Raw genomic sequence first — 15,966 nt, forward strand, 5'->3', positions numbered from 1 at the left:
CGGGTATGCCTTCCAGGCATGTTTCTGGGTTAAAATATGCCCATGTCCTCTTCTCAATTTATTCATCTGCGGCTCCATTCGGAGTATTCCATCACTGACGGTATCGTGCGCATCGACGACGCGGTAGCGCGTGCAGCGGCCGATGCGATGCCGGCGCTGGCACTGACCGATTTGTCGAATCTGTTCGGTCTGGTGAAGTTTTATCAGGCAGCGCGCGGCAAGGGCGTCAAGCCGATCATGGGTTGCGATGTCTGGGTCAGTAACGATCTGGAGCGAGACCGGCCGAGCCGGTTGCTATTGCTCGCGCAAAATCTCAGCGGCTACCGAACGCTCTCCGAATTGCTGACCCGCGCTTATCGCGAAAATCGTTCGCGCGGGCGTGCCGAATTGCAGTCGGCATGGTTTGATGAGGTGAGCACCGACGGACTGATCGTGCTGTCCGGGGCGCAGGCCGGCGATGTCGGCCGCGCCTTGCAGACAGGAAACGAGGCAGGGGCACGCGCAGCGGCAAGCCGCTGGTCAGCGTTATTTCCCGGACGCTATTACCTCGAGATCCAGCGCACCGGGCAAATCGACGCGGAAAGTTGCCTGCAGATGACATTGCCGCTGGCGGCCGAACTGGGTTTGCCGGTAGTGGCGACGCACCCGATTCAGTTTCTCGACCGCGACGATTACAAAGCCCATGAAGCGCGGGTGTGCATTGCCGAAGGCGCTTTGCTCGGCGACCGGCGCCGGCAGCGCGTCTTTACCGAGGAACAGTATTTCAAAACCCAGGCAGAGATGGCAGAACTGTTCGCCGATCTGCCTGAGGCCTTGGCGAACAGTGTGGAAATCGCCAAACGCTGCTCGCTGAATCTGGAGCTGGGAAAGAGCAAACTGCCGCAATTCCCGACGCCGGACGGCATGACGCTGGATGATTTCCTGCGTCAGCGTTCTGCCGAAGGGCTCGCGGAGCGCATGCAGGTGCTGTACCCGGATGCCGCCGAGCGCGAACGGCGCTACCCGGAATACCGGGAGCGGCTGGAATTCGAGCTGGGCACGATCATCCAGATGGGTTTCCCCGGCTACTTTCTGATCGTGGCCGACTTCATCAACTGGGCCAAGCATAACGGCGTGCCGGTAGGGCCGGGGCGGGGTTCCGGTGCCGGGTCGCTGGTGGCCTATGTGCTGGGCATTACCGACCTGGACCCGTTGCCGTACGATCTGCTGTTCGAGCGTTTTCTGAATCCGGAACGGGTGTCCATGCCCGACTTCGACGTCGATTTCTGCCAGGACGGTCGCGAGCGCGTGATCAATTACGTCAAGGATAAATACGGTCGCGAGGCGGTATCGCAGATCGTGACCTTCGGTACGCTCGGTTCAAAGTCGGTGATCCGCGACGTCGGCCGGGTGCTGGATCTGCCGTATAACCTGTGCGACCAGTTGTCAAAGATGATACCGATAGAAGGCGTGAAGCCCGTATCGCTGCGCAAGGCGCTGGAAATGGAGCCGCAGCTCAAGGAGCGTTACGACAACGAAGAAGATGTGCGCGAGCTGTTCGGGCTGGCGGAAAAGCTCGAAGACCTCACGCGCAACGTCGGCATGCACGCTGGCGGCGTGCTGATCGCGCCGGGCAAGATCACCGATTTCTGTCCGATCTATCTGGCCGAGGGTTCGGATTCGGCTGTGTCGCAGTTCGACAAGGACGACGTGGAAAAAGCCGGGCTGGTAAAGTTCGACTTTCTGGGCTTGCGCACGCTGACCATCCTCGACTGGGCGATGCGTTATGTGGCGATGCTGGCACCGGACGGCAAGGCGCCGTTCAGTCTGGAAACCCTGCCGCTGAACGATCGCGGCAGTTATAGCCTGCTCAAGTCGTGCAAGACCACGGCTGTGTTCCAGCTGGAATCGCGCGGCATGAAAGACCTGATCCGGCGTCTGCAGCCGGACTGCTTCGAAGACGTGGTGGCTCTGGTGGCATTGTTCCGTCCGGGCCCGCTTGAATCCGGCATGGTGGACGACTTCATCAACCGCAAGCACGGCAAGGCCAAGGTCGATTACATGCACCCGATGCTGGAGGCTACGCTGAAGCCGACCTACGGCGTCATCGTGTATCAGGAGCAGGTGATGCAGATCGCGCAGATCATGGGCGGTTATACACTGGGTTCTGCGGACTTGCTGCGTCGCGCGATGGGCAAGAAAAAGGCCGAGGAAATGGCCGAGCACCGTGACATTTTCGTGACCGGTGCGGTGACAAAAGGCGTGGACGCCAAGCAGGCGACGTATATCTTCGACCTGATGGAAAAATTCGCCGGCTACGGTTTCAACAAATCGCACTCCGCCGCGTATGCGCTGGTGGCTTATCATACTGCCTACCTGAAAGCGCACCATCCGGCGGCATTCATGGCTGCTACGCTGTCGGCTGATATGGACGATACCGACAAGGTCAAGAATTTCTATGAAGATGCGCTGGCGAGTGGACTGGAAATCCTGCTGCCGGATATCAACCGTTCCGGTTACCGCTTTGCGCCGGAAAGCGAACGTCAGATACGCTACGGTCTGGGCGCGGTCAAGGGTACCGGCGAGGCGGCGATCAGCGCGATCGTCGCGGCGCGCGAGCAGGATGGGCCGTTCGCCGACCTGTTCGATCTGGCGCAGCGCGTGGACAAGCGCAGCGTCAATCGCCGCACGCTGGAATCGCTGATTCGCGCAGGTGCGTTCGATAGCGTCAACGACCATCGCGCGTCGCTGTTGGCGTCGGTCGGCATGGCGCTGGAACTGGCCGATCAGGCGGCGGCATCAGTGAATCAGGGCGGTCTGTTCGATGATTTCGATAGCCATCCCGATACGCAACCGGCGCTGGTTGACGTGCCGCGCTGGCCGGAAAAGGAAAAACTGCTGCAGGAAAAATCCGCGCTGGGCTTCTATTTCAGCGGGCATCCGTTCAATGCCTACGCCAGCGAGTTGAAATCCCTGCTGAAGACGCGTCTGGACAAGCTCGTGCCCAATCCACAGCCGGTGTTGCTGGCAGGTATCATCGTTTCCATGCGCACGCAAATGACGCGGCGCGGCAAGATGGCGTTCGTGTTGCTGGATGACGGCCTGGCGACGGTAGAGGTGCCGATTTTCAATGAAGTGTTCGAGCGTCACCGGGAGTGGCTCAAGGAAGATCAACTTTTGCTGGTGGAAGGCAAAGTCAGCAAGGACGATTATTCCGGCGGCCTGCGCATCAATGTGGACAAGCTGTTCGACGTGACCAGCGCGCGCACGCGCTATGCCAAGGCGTTGCAATTGACTGTGAGTCAGGCACTCAATGTGTCCCAGCTGCAGGGCTGGCTGCGACCTTACTGCAATGATGAAAATGGCTGTCTGGTGCAATTGCGCTACCGATTGCCGCAGGTGCAGACGGATATGCTGCTGGGCGCGGCCTGGAAAGTGATGCTGCACGACGATTTGCTGGCGGCGTTGCAATCCGGCCTCGGCAGCGCGGCAGTGGCTGTAAGTTATTAGCGGGAAACGTGATGCAGATTGAATTCGACCGTCAGATGCGGTAAAATGACGGAATTCTTGCAGAAGCGGGCGCGGTGCGAACCTTGCCCGCTTCTTTGTATAAGCCTCACACCGGAGTACTCCCTTGTCGCCTGCTCAATCCGCTATCTTGGTGCTTGCTGATGGTTCAGTTTTTCGCGGTGTTGCCATCGGCGCGTTAGGTTCAACAGTTGGCGAGGTGGTGTTTAATACCGCCATGTCGGGCTATCAGGAGATTCTGACCGATCCGTCCTATTCTCGTCAGATCGTCACACTTACTTATCCTCATATTGGTAATACCGGCGTAAATCCAGAAGACGTCGAATCAACGCAAATTCACGCTGCCGGTCTGGTGGTGCGCGACCTGCCATTGTTAGCCAGTAATTTCCGTTCTACCCAGTCGTTGTCTGATTATCTGACAGCGCAAAATGTGGTCGCCATCGCCGATATCGACACCCGCCGCTTGACGCGTCTGCTGCGCGAAACCGGTGCGCAGTCGGGCTGCATCATGGCGGGCGATATCGACGAAGCCGAAGCGCTGCGTCTGGCGTGCGCCTTTCCCGGTTTGGCAGGGATGGATCTGGCCAAAGTGGTGTCGGTAAAATCCGCTTACACCTGGACTGAAGGCGAATGGCGTCTCGGCAAAGGTTTCGTCAGCCCTGAAGCCGCACCGTTCCATGTGGTCGCGTTCGACTACGGGATCAAGATGAACATCCTGCGCATGCTGGCGCAACGCGGCTGCAAGATAACCGTATTGCCGGCGCAGGCAAGTGCCCAGGATGCGCTGGCGCTGAACCCGGACGGCATATTCTTATCCAATGGTCCGGGCGATCCGGAGCCGTGCGATTATGCGATTACGGCCATCCGTGAACTGATCGCTACCGGCATCCCGACTTTCGGTATCTGCCTGGGCCATCAACTGCTGGCATTGGCTTCCGGCGCCAAAACCGTGAAAATGAAATTCGGTCACCATGGCGCCAATCATCCGGTGAAAGACATGGATACCGGCCGCGTGGCGATTACCAGTCAGAATCACGGTTTCGCAGTGGATGCCGATACTTTGCCGGACAATATCCGGGTGACGCACGTGTCGCTGTTTGACGGATCGTTGCAGGGTATCACCCGCACCGATGTGCCGGCGTTCAGCTTTCAGGGGCACCCTGAAGCCAGTCCCGGCCCGCATGACGTGGATTATTTGTTTGATCGGTTTATCGCGCTGATGCAGGCGCGCTAAACGTATTGCCTTGATAACCGGCAGGCTGAGGCGTGCCGGTTTGTGTTGTCAGAAGATGTTTAGATTTGGGGATGCCGTGCAGCAGCAAGGCGGTTCTGATTTTTAGATGTGTTCGTTAATCTTGTCCAAAAAATTATGCCTAAGCGTACAGACCTACATAGCATACTGATTATCGGTGCCGGCCCCATTGTCATCGGCCAGGCATGTGAATTTGACTATTCCGGCGCACAGGCTTGCAAAGCCTTGCGGGAAGAAGGCTATAAAGTCATTCTGGTGAACTCCAATCCGGCGACGATCATGACCGATCCGGAAATGGCCGATGTGACGTATATCGAGCCGATCACCTGGCAGGTGCTGGAAAAAATCATCGAAAAAGAGCGCCCGGATGCGCTTCTGCCCACCATGGGCGGGCAGACTGCGTTGAACTGCGCGCTGGATCTGGCCAAACACGGTGTGCTGGAAAAACACCAGGTCGAAATGATCGGCGCGTCGCGTGAAGCCATCGATATGGCCGAAGACCGCGAAAAATTCAAGCAGGCGATGACGCGTATCGGTCTGGCCTCGCCGCGTTCCTCTATCGCCCACAGCATGGAAGAGGCATTGCAGGTGCAGGCGGTGATGGGTTTTCCTACCATTATCCGGCCATCGTTCACCATGGGCGGCACCGGCGGCGGTATCGCCTATAACAAGGAAGAATTCACCGAGATCTGCGAGCGCGGTCTGGAAGCTTCGCCTACGCACGAGCTGCTGATCGAAGAGTCGCTGATCGGCTGGAAAGAATACGAAATGGAAGTGGTGCGTGACCGCAAGGATAACTGCATCATCGTCTGCTCCATTGAAAACCTTGATCCGATGGGTGTGCATACCGGCGACTCCATCACCGTGGCGCCATCGCAAACCCTGACCGACCGCGAATATCAGATTCTGCGCAATGCTTCGATTGCCGTATTGCGCGAGATCGGCGTGGAAACTGGCGGTTCCAATGTGCAGTTCGGCATCAATCCGGCCGATGGCCGCATGGTGGTGATCGAGATGAATCCGCGCGTGTCGCGCTCCTCGGCGCTGGCATCGAAAGCGACCGGTTTTCCGATTGCCAAAATCGCGGCGAAGCTGGCGATCGGTTATACGCTGGATGAATTGAAAAACGATATTACCGGCGGCGCCACTCCAGCCTCGTTCGAGCCGAGCATCGATTACGTCGTCACCAAGATCCCGCGTTTTGCATTCGAGAAATTTCCGCAAGCGAACGACCGGCTGACTACGCAGATGAAATCGGTGGGTGAGGTAATGGCCATTGGTCGTACTTTCCGCGAATCGTTGCAAAAGGCATTGCGTGGCTTGGAAACCGGTATGGACGGGCTGAATTCGCTGACCGACGATCGCGATGTAATCGAGGCGGAAATCGGCAATCCCGGACCGGAGCGCTTATGGTACGTGGCCGATGCCTTCCGTATCGGCATGAGCATGCAGGAAATTTTCGAGTTCACCAAGATCGATCCGTGGTTTCTGGTGCAGATTCAAGCGCTGGTCGCGGATGAGGCGGCTTTGCAAGGGTGCCAGCTGGCAGATCTGGATGCGGGCGAATTGCGCCGCCTGAAACGTAACGGTTTTGCCGATCGCCGTCTGTCCAGCCTGCTGGGCTGCGACAAACATGCAGTGCGTGCCCGGCGCTGGGAGCTGGGCGTGCATCCGGTTTACAAGCGCGTGGATACCTGTGCTGCCGAGTTTGCGACGCACACTGCATACATGTATTCCACCTACGAGGAAGAGTGCGAATCGCATCCGACTGATCGCAAGAAGATCATGGTGCTGGGCGGTGGCCCTAACCGTATCGGCCAGGGTATCGAATTCGATTACTGCTGTGTGCATGCGGCGCTGGCGATGCGCGAAGACGGCTATGAGACCATCATGGTCAATTGCAATCCGGAAACCGTATCGACCGACTATGACACCTCGGATCGTCTGTATTTTGAATCACTGACGCTGGAAGATGTGCTGGAAATCGTGCGCATCGAGCAGCCGGTGGGTGTGATCGTGCAGTACGGCGGCCAGACTCCGTTAAAACTGGCGCGCGAACTGGAAGCCTTCGGCGCGCCGATTATCGGCACCACGCCGGACATGATCGATTGCGCGGAAGATCGTGAGCGCTTCCAGCAAATGCTGATGGGTCTGGGATTGAAACAGCCGCCTAACCGCACCGCGCGTTCTGCCGAGGAGGCGATCCGGCTGGCAGCGGAAATCGGCTACCCGCTGGTAGTACGGCCATCTTATGTGCTGGGCGGACGGGCGATGGAAATCGTGCGTGCCGAGGAAGATTTGCAGCGCTACATGCGCGAAGCGGTAAAGGTGTCGAACGATTCGCCGGTATTGCTCGATCGTTTTCTTAACGATGCGATCGAGATTGACGTGGACGCGGTTTCCGACGGTACTGATGTCGTTATTGGCGGCATTATGGAGCACATTGAACAGGCTGGCGTGCACTCGGGCGATTCGGCTTGCTCCCTACCGCCTTACAGCCTGTCGGTCGCTATCCAGGATGAAATTCGTCGCCAGACTGTGGCCATGGCGAAGGCATTGAACGTGGTCGGACTGATGAATGTGCAGTTCGCGTTGCAAGGCGAGACTGTCTACGTGCTGGAAGTCAACCCGCGCGCATCGCGTACCGTGCCATTCGTATCCAAAGCCACCGGCGTGCCGCTGGCGAAAGTTGCGGCGCGTTGCATGGCGGGCAGTACATTGCGGGCGCAGGGTGTGACCAAGGAAATCGTGCCGCCTTATTATTCGGTGAAAGAGGCGGTGTTCCCGTTCGCCAAATTCCAGGGGGTCGATACCTTGCTGGGCCCGGAAATGAAATCCACTGGTGAAGTGATGGGTGTAGGCAAGACGTTTGCCGAAGCCTTCGTCAAATCCCAGTTGGCGGCAGGCGTCAAATTGCCGCGTGGCGGTCATGCGTTCATCAGCGTGCGCAACGCAGATAAGCAGAAGGTCGTTGAAATCGGCGCGCGGCTGATCGCATTGGGCTTTGTGCTGCATGCCACGCGCGGTACGGCGGCTGCTTTAAGCGACGGCGGTCTGGAGGTGACTATCGTGAATAAAGTCGCCGAAGGCCGTCCACATATTGTGGATATGATTAAAAACAACGAAATCAGTTTTATCGTCAATGTGGTTGATGACAAGCGAGCCGTGCGCGACTCGGTTGAAATCCGGCGTGCCGCATTGGCACAGAGGGTAACCTATTACACTACGCTGGCCGGTGCGAAGGCTGCCTGCATCGGCATGCAGGCGATGAGTGAATTGAAAGTTTACGATTTACAAGGATTACATGGGCAATTATCTGCCTGAGGATAAGTAACATGAATATGATGACAAAAATTCCATTGACAGTGAAGGGTGCGCAACTGCTGCGCGACGAGTTGCATCACCTGAAAACCGTGGAACGTCCCGCGGTGATTACCGCTATTGCTGAAGCGCGCGCTCAGGGCGACCTTTCGGAGAACGCGGAGTACGATGCCGCGAAGGAAAAACAGGGCTTTATTGAGGGGCGTATTGCCGATTTGGAAGGCAAGCTGTCCTCGGCGCAGATTATCGATCCGTCAGAACTCGAAGCTGAAGGGCGTGTGGTATTCGGCGCGACTGTTGAACTTGAAGAGCTGGAAACTGGCGAAACAGTGACCTACCAGATCGTCGGCGACGATGAAGCCGATATCAAACAGGCGAAAATTTCCATCAGCTCGCCGATCGCGCGTGCACTGATCGGCAAATACGCCGGCGATACGGCGGATGTGCAGGCACCAGGCGGGGTACGTCAATATGAAGTGCTGGATGTGAAGTATATCTGATCATGCCAAAATTCCCAGATGCGCTGGCTAAAATAGCCGTTACTTTGTGGGTGGGTGGTCTGTGGGCCATCGGTTATATCGCCGCGCCGGTGCTGTTCAGCAAATTGGCAGACAAGCAGCTGGCAGGAAATCTGGCCGGCGGCATGTTTACGGTGATAGCTTATGTGGGCATGGCATGCGGCTTGTATTTGCTCGTACACCGTCTGATGCAGTTTGGCGGCGGCGCATTGAAGCAGACGTTTTTCTGGGCTGCGCTGATCATGTTGTTGCTCACGCTGGGGATACATTTCGGCATCCAGCCGATTATGGAGAGTCTGAAAGAACAAGCCATGCCGAAAGCGGTGATGCAAAGCATGTTCAGCGATCGCTTTGCGCGGTGGCATGGCGTTTCCAGTATTGTTTATCTGATTGAAAGCCTGTTGGGTCTGGTGCTGCTGTTCAAGCAATCGGGCAAGTAAGTTATTTAGGCAGGCTAAGCTTTGGTTTTTCGGCCGGGCGATATACCAGCAGCAATTTTCCTATGTGTTGCACGGGGGCAGCCTTGAGATCCGTGCAAATGCGGTCTAGCATGGCTATCCGTGCTTCACGATCATCCCCGAGTACCCGAATTTTAATCAGTTCATGGGCTTTCAGGCTAAGATCGATTTCGCGCATGACCGCATCGGATAGTCCGGCATCACCTATCATTACAACGGGGTGGAGCGAATGGGCTTGGGCGCGCAGGTAGCGACGCTGCACTGCATTGAGAGTGGTCATTGGTACTATCCCTTTAACTAAACCGTTATTTTAGCCGATGAAGCCAAGTAGAACCAGCAAAGCGTGGATGCGCGAACATCTGAATGATCCTTATGTAAAACAAGCCAAGGCCCAAGGTTACCGGTCGCGTGCCGCTTTCAAGCTTGAGGAGATCAACGAGCGCGATCATTTGATCAGGCCGGGAACGTTGCTGGTAGACCTCGGCGCCACGCCGGGCGGTTGGTCGCAATTGGCGATCCGTCATGGGGCGCAGGTGATTGCGCTGGATATCCTGGAAATGGAACCCATTGCGGGAGTGACTTTTATCCAGGGTGATTTCACTGCCGACGAGACCTTGGCTGAATTGGCTCAGGTATTAAATAATCGGCCGGTAGACCTTGTAATATCCGATATGGCGCCCAATATGAGTGGTGTGGCGAGCGTCGATCAGGCGCGCAGCATGTATTTATGCGAGTTGGCGCTGGATTTTGCACGTAATCATTTGAAACCAAATGGTCAGTTTCTTGTCAAGGTATTTCAGGGTGAAGGATTTCAGGAATATCTGAAAAATTTGCGGGAAACATTCGAGCAAGTGCTTAACCGCAAGCCTAAAGCCTCGCGAGATCGAAGCAATGAAGTTTATTTTCTGTGCAAAAATCTGCGTAAAGCGGTTACATAGCCATTAAATTAGAGTTAGAATCAAAAATCGTCGTCTAAAATATTCGTATATGCTCAGGTGGAGCTTGATTAATGAATAATATGTTCAAAAATATTGCTATCTGGTTAGTGGTAGCGCTAGTGCTGATGACGGTGTTTAACCAGTTCAGCAACCGTCAGGTCGCGCAATCCCAAATGGATTATTCTCAATTCATTGAGGAAGTCAAACAGGGCCAGATCGCCAAGGTCGTGGTTGAGAACCACGTCATCAAGGGCGTGAAAAATGACGGCAAGCGTTTTAGTACCTATGCGCCATCAGATCCATGGATGGTGTCGGATTTGCTTAAAAACGGCGTAGCGATCGAAGCCAAGCCCGAAGAAGAACCATCGTTCCTGATGAGCATATTCATTTCCTGGTTCCCGATGTTGCTGCTGATCGGCGTGTGGGTGTTTTTCATGCGGCAAATGCAGGGCGGGGGCAAGGGCGGCGCGTTTTCTTTCGGTAAAAGCAAGGCGCGCATGCTGGACGAGTCCACCAATCAGATTACTTTTGCCGATGTTGCCGGTTGCGATGAAGCCAAGGAAGAAGTGGCGGAACTGGTCGATTTTCTGCGCGATCCGTCGAAATTCCAGAAGCTGGGTGGCCGCGTACCGCGCGGCGTGCTGATGGCAGGTAGCCCGGGTACAGGTAAAACCCTGCTGGCCAAAGCGATTGCTGGCGAAGCCAAAGTGCCATTTTTCAGCATTTCCGGTTCGGATTTCGTGGAAATGTTCGTCGGTGTAGGTGCGGCACGGGTGCGCGACATGTTCGAGCAGGCCAAGAAACATGCGCCATGCATCATCTTTATTGACGAAATCGATGCCGTAGGTCGGCAGCGTGGCGCCGGCATGGGCGGTGGCAATGATGAGCGTGAACAGACGCTGAATCAGTTGCTGGTCGAGATGGACGGTTTTGAAGGTTCGGCCGGGGTAATTGTGATTGCGGCTACCAACCGGCCAGACGTACTGGATCCCGCCTTGTTACGCCCGGGCCGTTTCGACCGTCAGGTGGTAGTGCCATTGCCGGACATCCGCGGTCGCGAGCAGATTTTGCTGGTGCACATGCGCAAGATCCCGAGTGCGCCGGATGTGCGTGCCGATATTCTGGCACGCGGCACGCCCGGTTTCTCGGGTGCGGATTTGGCCAACCTGGTAAATGAAGCCGCGCTGTTTGCTGCGCGCAGCAATAAGCGTCTGGTGGAAATGGATGATTTTGAGCGCGCCAAGGACAAAATCATGATGGGCGCGGAACGTAAAAACATGGTGATGCCGGAAGAAGAGCGGCGCAATACGGCGTACCACGAGTCCGGACACGCGGTAGTCGCCTACCTGCTGGACAAGACCGACCCGGTGCACAAGGTGACGATTATTCCGCGCGGACGGGCTTTGGGTCTGACCATGCAGTTGCCGACAGAAGATCGCTACAGCATGGATCGTTCGCAGTTGCTGCAGAATATTTCGGTGCTGTTTGGCGGCCGTATCGCCGAAGAGGTGTTCATGAATCACATGACCACCGGTGCTTCCAATGACTTTGAGCGTGCTACCGATATGGCGCGACGCATGGTCACGCAGTGGGGTATGTCGCCGGCTCTAGGCCCCATGGTTTACGGTGAGAATGAAGGCGAAGTGTTTCTGGGACGTAGCGTAACCACGCATAAAAACGTTTCCGAGGCGACCATGCAAAAAGTGGATGCCGAGATCCGGCGGATTATCGATGAGCAATATACGCTTGCGCGTAAAATCCTCGAGGATAATCGGGATAAAGTTGAAGCGATGGCCAAAGCCTTGCTGGAATGGGAAACGATCGACTCCGACCAGATCAAGGATATCATGGATGGCCTGGCGCCGCGTCCGCCCAAGCCGGTTGCGACCGGCTCGGTAACGCCGCCCCCACAAGGGGGCGCGCCGACGGCGACCGCAACGCCTACCGTCACGCCAACAGCCGGAGCGTAATAACAATCGTGTGCATGAGCCGGGGGAAACCCCGGCTTTTCTTTTGTGTAGGATAAATAACCAGCGAGTCAGCGTATGCAGGTAACTTGTGGCGACATGCGGCTGGATTTGAGCCGTCCGCGCATAATGGGGATAGTGAACGTCACTCCCGATTCGTTTTCAGATGGAGGCGAGCATGATACGCTGGCAGCGGCGGCGGATCATGCTCGTAAATTAATTGCGGAAGGCGCCGATATCATCGATATCGGCGGTGAATCCACCCGTCCGATGGCAGAAACGGTCAGTGTTGCCGAAGAGCTGGAGCGGGTGATTCCTCTGGTAGAGATATTGCGCGGGTGCGGTGCGATCATTTCCGTCGATACACGCAAGCCCGAAGTGATGCACGCGGCGATTCAGGCTGGCGCGCACATGATTAACGATGTGCAGGCATTGCAAGCCGAGGGCGCGTTGTCTATAGTGGCCCCTGCCGGGGTGGCGGTATGCGTCCTGCATATGCAGGGCGAACCGCAAAACATGCAGCGGCAGGCGAATTATAACGACGTGACAGAAACCGTTTACGAATTTCTGCAGCAGCGTATCGATGCACTACTGGCAGCAGGTGTGGCACGTGAGCGTATTATTATCGACCCGGGCTTCGGCTTCGGCAAGCAGTTGCAACACAATTTGCAATTGTTGAAGCATCTGGCGGTGTTTACCGGGTTGAATTATCCGATCCTGGTCGGGATGTCGCGCAAATCGATGCTGGGTGCGCTTACTGGGCGTGCTGTGGGCGAGCGCGAGGCGGCAGGACTGGCGGCACATTTGTATGCAGTAAATCAGGGCGCGAATATAATCAGAGTGCATGATGTGGCGGCTTGCCGCGATGCATTAACGGTATGGCAAGCAATAAAGGGGACGCAATGAGCAGGCAATATTTTGGTACCGACGGTATTCGCGGCCGGGTAGGCGAAGCGCCGATTACGCCGGATTTTGTGATGCGGCTTGGTTACGCGGCGGGCAAGGTGCTGGCAAGCGATCGTAGCGCCCTGGCCCCCGGGGAAAATCCCGTGGTGCTGATCGGCAAGGACACGCGTATTTCAGGTTATATGCTGGAAGCCGCCTTGCAGGCAGGGTTATGTGCTGCCGGCGTGAATGTGCGACTGGTAGGGCCCATGCCAACGCCCGCCGTGGCTTACTTGACGCGTGCATTGCGATTGCAGGCGGGTGTGGTGATTTCGGCATCGCATAATCCGTTTGAAGATAATGGCATCAAATTCTTTTCCGGCACCGGGCAGAAGCTGGCGGATGCGACCGAGCTGGCGATTGAAGCGCAGCTGTCCTTGCCTATGCAAACCATGGCATCACGCGAATTGGGCCGGGTAAAACGCATAGATGACGCTGCTGCGCGCTATATCGAATTCTGCAAGAGCAGTTTTCCGTTCGACCTTGATTTGCGCGGCTTGCGCATAGTGGTCGATTGCGCACAGGGGGCGACTTATCATGTGGCGCCCCCGGTATTGCACGAGCTGGGTGCGGAAGTGATCCCTATCGGCAATCATCCGGATGGCACCAATATCAATCGCGAATGCGGTGCTACTTATACCTCGACTTTGAGTGCATCAGTGCGTCATCATCGCGCGGATTTCGGGATTGCGCTTGACGGTGACGGCGATCGGGTAATGATGGCAGATAGTGATGGCAAGATATATAACGGTGATCAGCTGATTTATATCATTGCCAAGCATCGGCAGCACATGGGCAAGATGAAGGGCGGTGTGGTTGGTACGCTGATGACGAATCTGGGGATGGAGCATGCGCTGGCACGTCTGGAAATTCCTTTTGCCAGGGCAAAAGTAGGCGACCGGTATGTATTGGAGATGTTGGCCGAGCGCGGTTGGCAGCTCGGCGGAGAAGCTTCCGGGCACATTCTGTGTCTGGAGAAGCATACTACCGGGGATGGCATTATCGCCGCATTGCAAGTGTTGCGCGCCTTGCGTGAAGTCGGGATGTCGCTGGCGCAGTATACGGCAGACATGCAGCAATATCCGCAAACCTTGTTGAACGTGCGCGTAACCGGCAATGTTGATTTGCAGCATGCGGCCATTCAGCAGGCGGTGCAGCAGGCCGAAGCGGCATTGGGCAATACCGGACGTGTAGTATTGCGGGCATCGGGTACTGAACCATTGATACGGGTGATGGTGGAGAGCCAGTGTGCGGATCAATCAAAACATGAAGCGGAGCACATTGCCAAGGCGGTGAGGCATTCGGCTGCATAATCTGGCCCGGCAAGAAACAAAACCGGGGTTGCTGCCAGGGTGCGGAGACTGCTTAATAAAAACGCGATGTCCGGCAAGAAACATCGCGTTTTTATTTGGAGTCGGGGTGTGAAAATTAACCGAATTTTCCGGTAATGTAATCTTCGGTTTCTTTCTTGCTGGGATTGGTGAATACCACGTCGGTTTTGCCAAATTCCACCATCTCGCCCAGATACATGTAGGCCGTAAAATCTGACACGCGGGCCGCCTGCTGCATGCTGTGCGTAACGATGGTGATGGTGTAATCGGTTTTCAGTTCGTGGATGAGTTCCTCAATACGCGCTGTAGAAATCGGGTCTAGTGCCGATGCAGGTTCGTCCAGCAACAAAACCTCGGGTTTGACGGCGATGCCGCGTGCGATGCATAAGCGTTGTTGCTGACCGCCGGACAAGCTGTAGCCGCTCTGGTTGAGTTTGTCTTTTACTTCATTCCACAGCGCGGCTTTTTTCAGTGCCCATTCGACCCGGTCATCCAGTTCCGAACGCGAAGGGCTGTCATACAGCTTGATGCCAAATGCGATATTGTCGTAGATGGACATGGGAAAGGGCGTCGGCTTCTGAAACACCATGCCTACACGTGCGCGGAGCTTATTCAGATCGGTGGATTTGTCGAGGATGTCATGGCCGTCGAGCATGATCTGGCCTTCGGCGCGTTGACCCGGATAAAGGTCATACATGCGATTGAGTGTGCGCAGTAGCGTTGACTTGCCGCAACCGGATGGCCCAATGAAAGCGGTCACATGGTTACTCGGAATATCGAGATTGATATTTTTAAGCGCGTGATGCTTGCCGTAAAAGAAGTTCAGATTACGGAGGCTGATTTTTGCGTTGGTATCCATAGTTTTGCTCATGGTTTTGCGATTTTAGTAGGATGTTTTTTCTTGCCGGAACATGGCACGGGCCAGGATGCTCAGGCCTAACACGGTACAGGTGATCAATAACGCGCCGGCCCAGGCCAGGTCATGCCAGTCATCGTAGGGGCTCATCGCCATCTGGAAGATGACGACGGGCAGGTTGGCTATCGGTGCATTCATGTTCGTACTCCAGAACTGGTTGTTGAGTGCGGTAAACAGCAAGGGGGCCGTTTCGCCGCTGATACGCGCGATGGCCAGCAAAATACCCGTCATCATGCCTGCCTTGGATGCGCGCCAGGTAATCATGGTGACGATCTTCCATTGGGGCGCACCTAATGCGGCCGCCGCTTCCCTCAGGGTGTTTGGCACCAGTTTCAGCATGTTTTCGGTAGTGCGGACCACGACCGGAATTACCAGCAATGCCAGTGCCAATGAGCCGGCCCAGCCAGAGAAATGCTTGCTGGTCATGACGTAGGTCGTATAGACAAACAGACCGATTACGATTGACGGCGCCGACAGTAAAATGTCGTTAATGAAACGGGTGACAGGTGCCAGCCATCCGCGCTGGCCGAATTCTGCCAGATAAGTACCTGCCAGGATGCCGATGGGCGTGCCGATCATTGTGCCTATCATGGACATCAGGAAGCTGCCGGCAATGGCGTTCAGTAACCCACCTTGACTGCCGGGGGGCGGCGTGTTCTTGGTGAACATGTCCATGCTCACGCCATGCAGGCCGTAACTTAAAAGGGTCCATAAAATCCAGCCCAAAGCCATCAGCCCTAGCAGCATGGACATAGCGGCGATAAGCAAATTGAACTGGTTGATCAGGCGGCGACGATTATAAATGGATAACAT

General features: G+C 56.0%; 12 protein-coding genes. 9 read left to right on the forward strand and 3 right to left on the reverse strand.

Going from position 1 to position 15,966, the window contains the following annotated elements:
- Positions 1 to 42 precede the first annotated feature (42 nt).
- The 5 genes from dnaE (at position 43) to CAP31_RS02760 (ending at position 9,038) form a co-directional block, all read left to right on the forward strand.
- Complete coding sequence (gene dnaE / locus CAP31_RS02740; RefSeq protein ID WP_087448228.1) at positions 43 to 3,489, forward strand: DNA polymerase III subunit alpha; 3,447 nt, start codon at positions 43 to 45, stop codon at positions 3,487 to 3,489.
- A gap of 124 nt (positions 3,490 to 3,613) precedes the next feature.
- Complete coding sequence (gene carA / locus CAP31_RS02745; protein WP_087446134.1) at positions 3,614 to 4,741, forward strand: glutamine-hydrolyzing carbamoyl-phosphate synthase small subunit; 1,128 nt, start codon at positions 3,614 to 3,616, stop codon at positions 4,739 to 4,741.
- 135 nt (positions 4,742 to 4,876) lie between these two features.
- Entirely contained in the window at positions 4,877 to 8,083 is a 3,207-nt protein-coding gene (gene carB / locus CAP31_RS02750) for a carbamoyl-phosphate synthase large subunit (RefSeq protein WP_087446135.1), read from the forward strand.
- A gap of 20 nt (positions 8,084 to 8,103) precedes the next feature.
- Entirely contained in the window at positions 8,104 to 8,580 is a 477-nt protein-coding gene (gene greA, locus CAP31_RS02755) for a transcription elongation factor GreA (RefSeq protein ID WP_087448229.1), read from the forward strand.
- A 2-nt stretch (positions 8,581 to 8,582) separates the two neighbouring features.
- Entirely contained in the window at positions 8,583 to 9,038 is a 456-nt protein-coding gene (locus tag CAP31_RS02760; protein WP_087446136.1) for a DUF4149 domain-containing protein, read from the forward strand.
- Between the two features lies 1 nt (position 9,039).
- On the opposite strand, the gene yhbY is transcribed toward CAP31_RS02760, so the two are convergent.
- Complete coding sequence (gene yhbY / locus CAP31_RS02765) at positions 9,040 to 9,336, reverse strand: ribosome assembly RNA-binding protein YhbY (RefSeq protein WP_087446137.1); 297 nt, start codon at positions 9,334 to 9,336, stop codon at positions 9,040 to 9,042.
- Positions 9,337 to 9,373: 37 nt separating this feature from the next.
- On the opposite strand from yhbY, the gene rlmE reads away from it, so the two are divergent.
- The 4 genes from rlmE (at position 9,374) to glmM (ending at position 14,219) form a co-directional block, all read left to right on the forward strand.
- On the forward strand, positions 9,374 to 9,994 hold the full coding sequence (rlmE, locus tag CAP31_RS02770; protein WP_087446138.1) for a 23S rRNA (uridine(2552)-2'-O)-methyltransferase RlmE: 621 nt from the start codon (positions 9,374 to 9,376) through the stop codon (positions 9,992 to 9,994).
- A 71-nt stretch (positions 9,995 to 10,065) separates the two neighbouring features.
- Entirely contained in the window at positions 10,066 to 11,964 is a 1,899-nt protein-coding gene (ftsH, locus tag CAP31_RS02775; RefSeq protein ID WP_087446139.1) for an ATP-dependent zinc metalloprotease FtsH, read from the forward strand.
- Between the two features lie 75 nt (positions 11,965 to 12,039).
- Positions 12,040 to 12,867, forward strand: a complete 828-nt coding sequence (gene folP / locus CAP31_RS02780) for a dihydropteroate synthase (RefSeq protein WP_223247344.1) — start codon at positions 12,040 to 12,042, stop codon at positions 12,865 to 12,867.
- Positions 12,864 to 14,219, forward strand: coding sequence for a phosphoglucosamine mutase (glmM, locus tag CAP31_RS02785; RefSeq protein ID WP_087446140.1), 1,356 nt, complete (start codon positions 12,864 to 12,866; stop codon positions 14,217 to 14,219). Before folP ends, glmM begins: the two co-directional genes overlap by 4 nt.
- 115 nt (positions 14,220 to 14,334) lie before the next feature.
- On the opposite strand, the gene pstB is transcribed toward glmM, so the two are convergent.
- Both pstB and pstA read right to left on the reverse strand, forming a co-directional pair.
- Positions 14,335 to 15,108: a phosphate ABC transporter ATP-binding protein PstB gene (pstB, locus tag CAP31_RS02790; protein WP_087446141.1), complete on the reverse strand. Its 774-nt coding sequence runs from the start codon at positions 15,106 to 15,108 to the stop codon at positions 14,335 to 14,337.
- Between the two features lie 12 nt (positions 15,109 to 15,120).
- Positions 15,121 to 15,966: a phosphate ABC transporter permease PstA gene (gene pstA / locus CAP31_RS02795; RefSeq protein WP_087446142.1), complete on the reverse strand. Its 846-nt coding sequence runs from the start codon at positions 15,964 to 15,966 to the stop codon at positions 15,121 to 15,123.

Origin of the sequence: Sulfuriferula sp. AH1, assembly GCF_002162035.1 — a bacterium.
In the GTDB taxonomy this organism is placed as follows: Bacteria; Pseudomonadota; Gammaproteobacteria; order Burkholderiales; family Sulfuriferulaceae; genus Sulfuriferula.

Excerpts from the sequence above, each read along its gene's own strand:
- CAP31_RS02760 (WP_087446136.1), top strand. The coding sequence starts at position 8,583 with ATGCCAAAATTCCCAGATGCGCTGGCTAAAATAGCCGTTACTTTGTGG.
- carB (WP_087446135.1), top strand. The coding sequence starts at position 4,877 with ATGCCTAAGCGTACAGACCTACATAGCATACTGATTATCGGTGCCGGC.
- ftsH (WP_087446139.1), top strand. The coding sequence starts at position 10,066 with ATGAATAATATGTTCAAAAATATTGCTATCTGGTTAGTGGTAGCGCTA.
- yhbY (WP_087446137.1), bottom strand. The coding sequence starts at position 9,336 with ATGACCACTCTCAATGCAGTGCAGCGTCGCTACCTGCGCGCCCAAGCC.
- dnaE (WP_087448228.1), top strand. The coding sequence starts at position 43 with ATGTCCTCTTCTCAATTTATTCATCTGCGGCTCCATTCGGAGTATTCC.
- pstA (WP_087446142.1), bottom strand. The coding sequence starts at position 15,966 with ATGTTATCCATTTATAATCGTCGCCGCCTGATCAACCAGTTCAATTTG.
- folP (WP_223247344.1), top strand. The coding sequence starts at position 12,040 with ATGCAGGTAACTTGTGGCGACATGCGGCTGGATTTGAGCCGTCCGCGC.
- glmM (WP_087446140.1), top strand. The coding sequence starts at position 12,864 with ATGAGCAGGCAATATTTTGGTACCGACGGTATTCGCGGCCGGGTAGGC.
- greA (WP_087448229.1), top strand. The coding sequence starts at position 8,104 with ATGACAAAAATTCCATTGACAGTGAAGGGTGCGCAACTGCTGCGCGAC.
- pstB (WP_087446141.1), bottom strand. The coding sequence starts at position 15,108 with ATGAGCAAAACTATGGATACCAACGCAAAAATCAGCCTCCGTAATCTG.
- rlmE (WP_087446138.1), top strand. The coding sequence starts at position 9,374 with ATGAAGCCAAGTAGAACCAGCAAAGCGTGGATGCGCGAACATCTGAAT.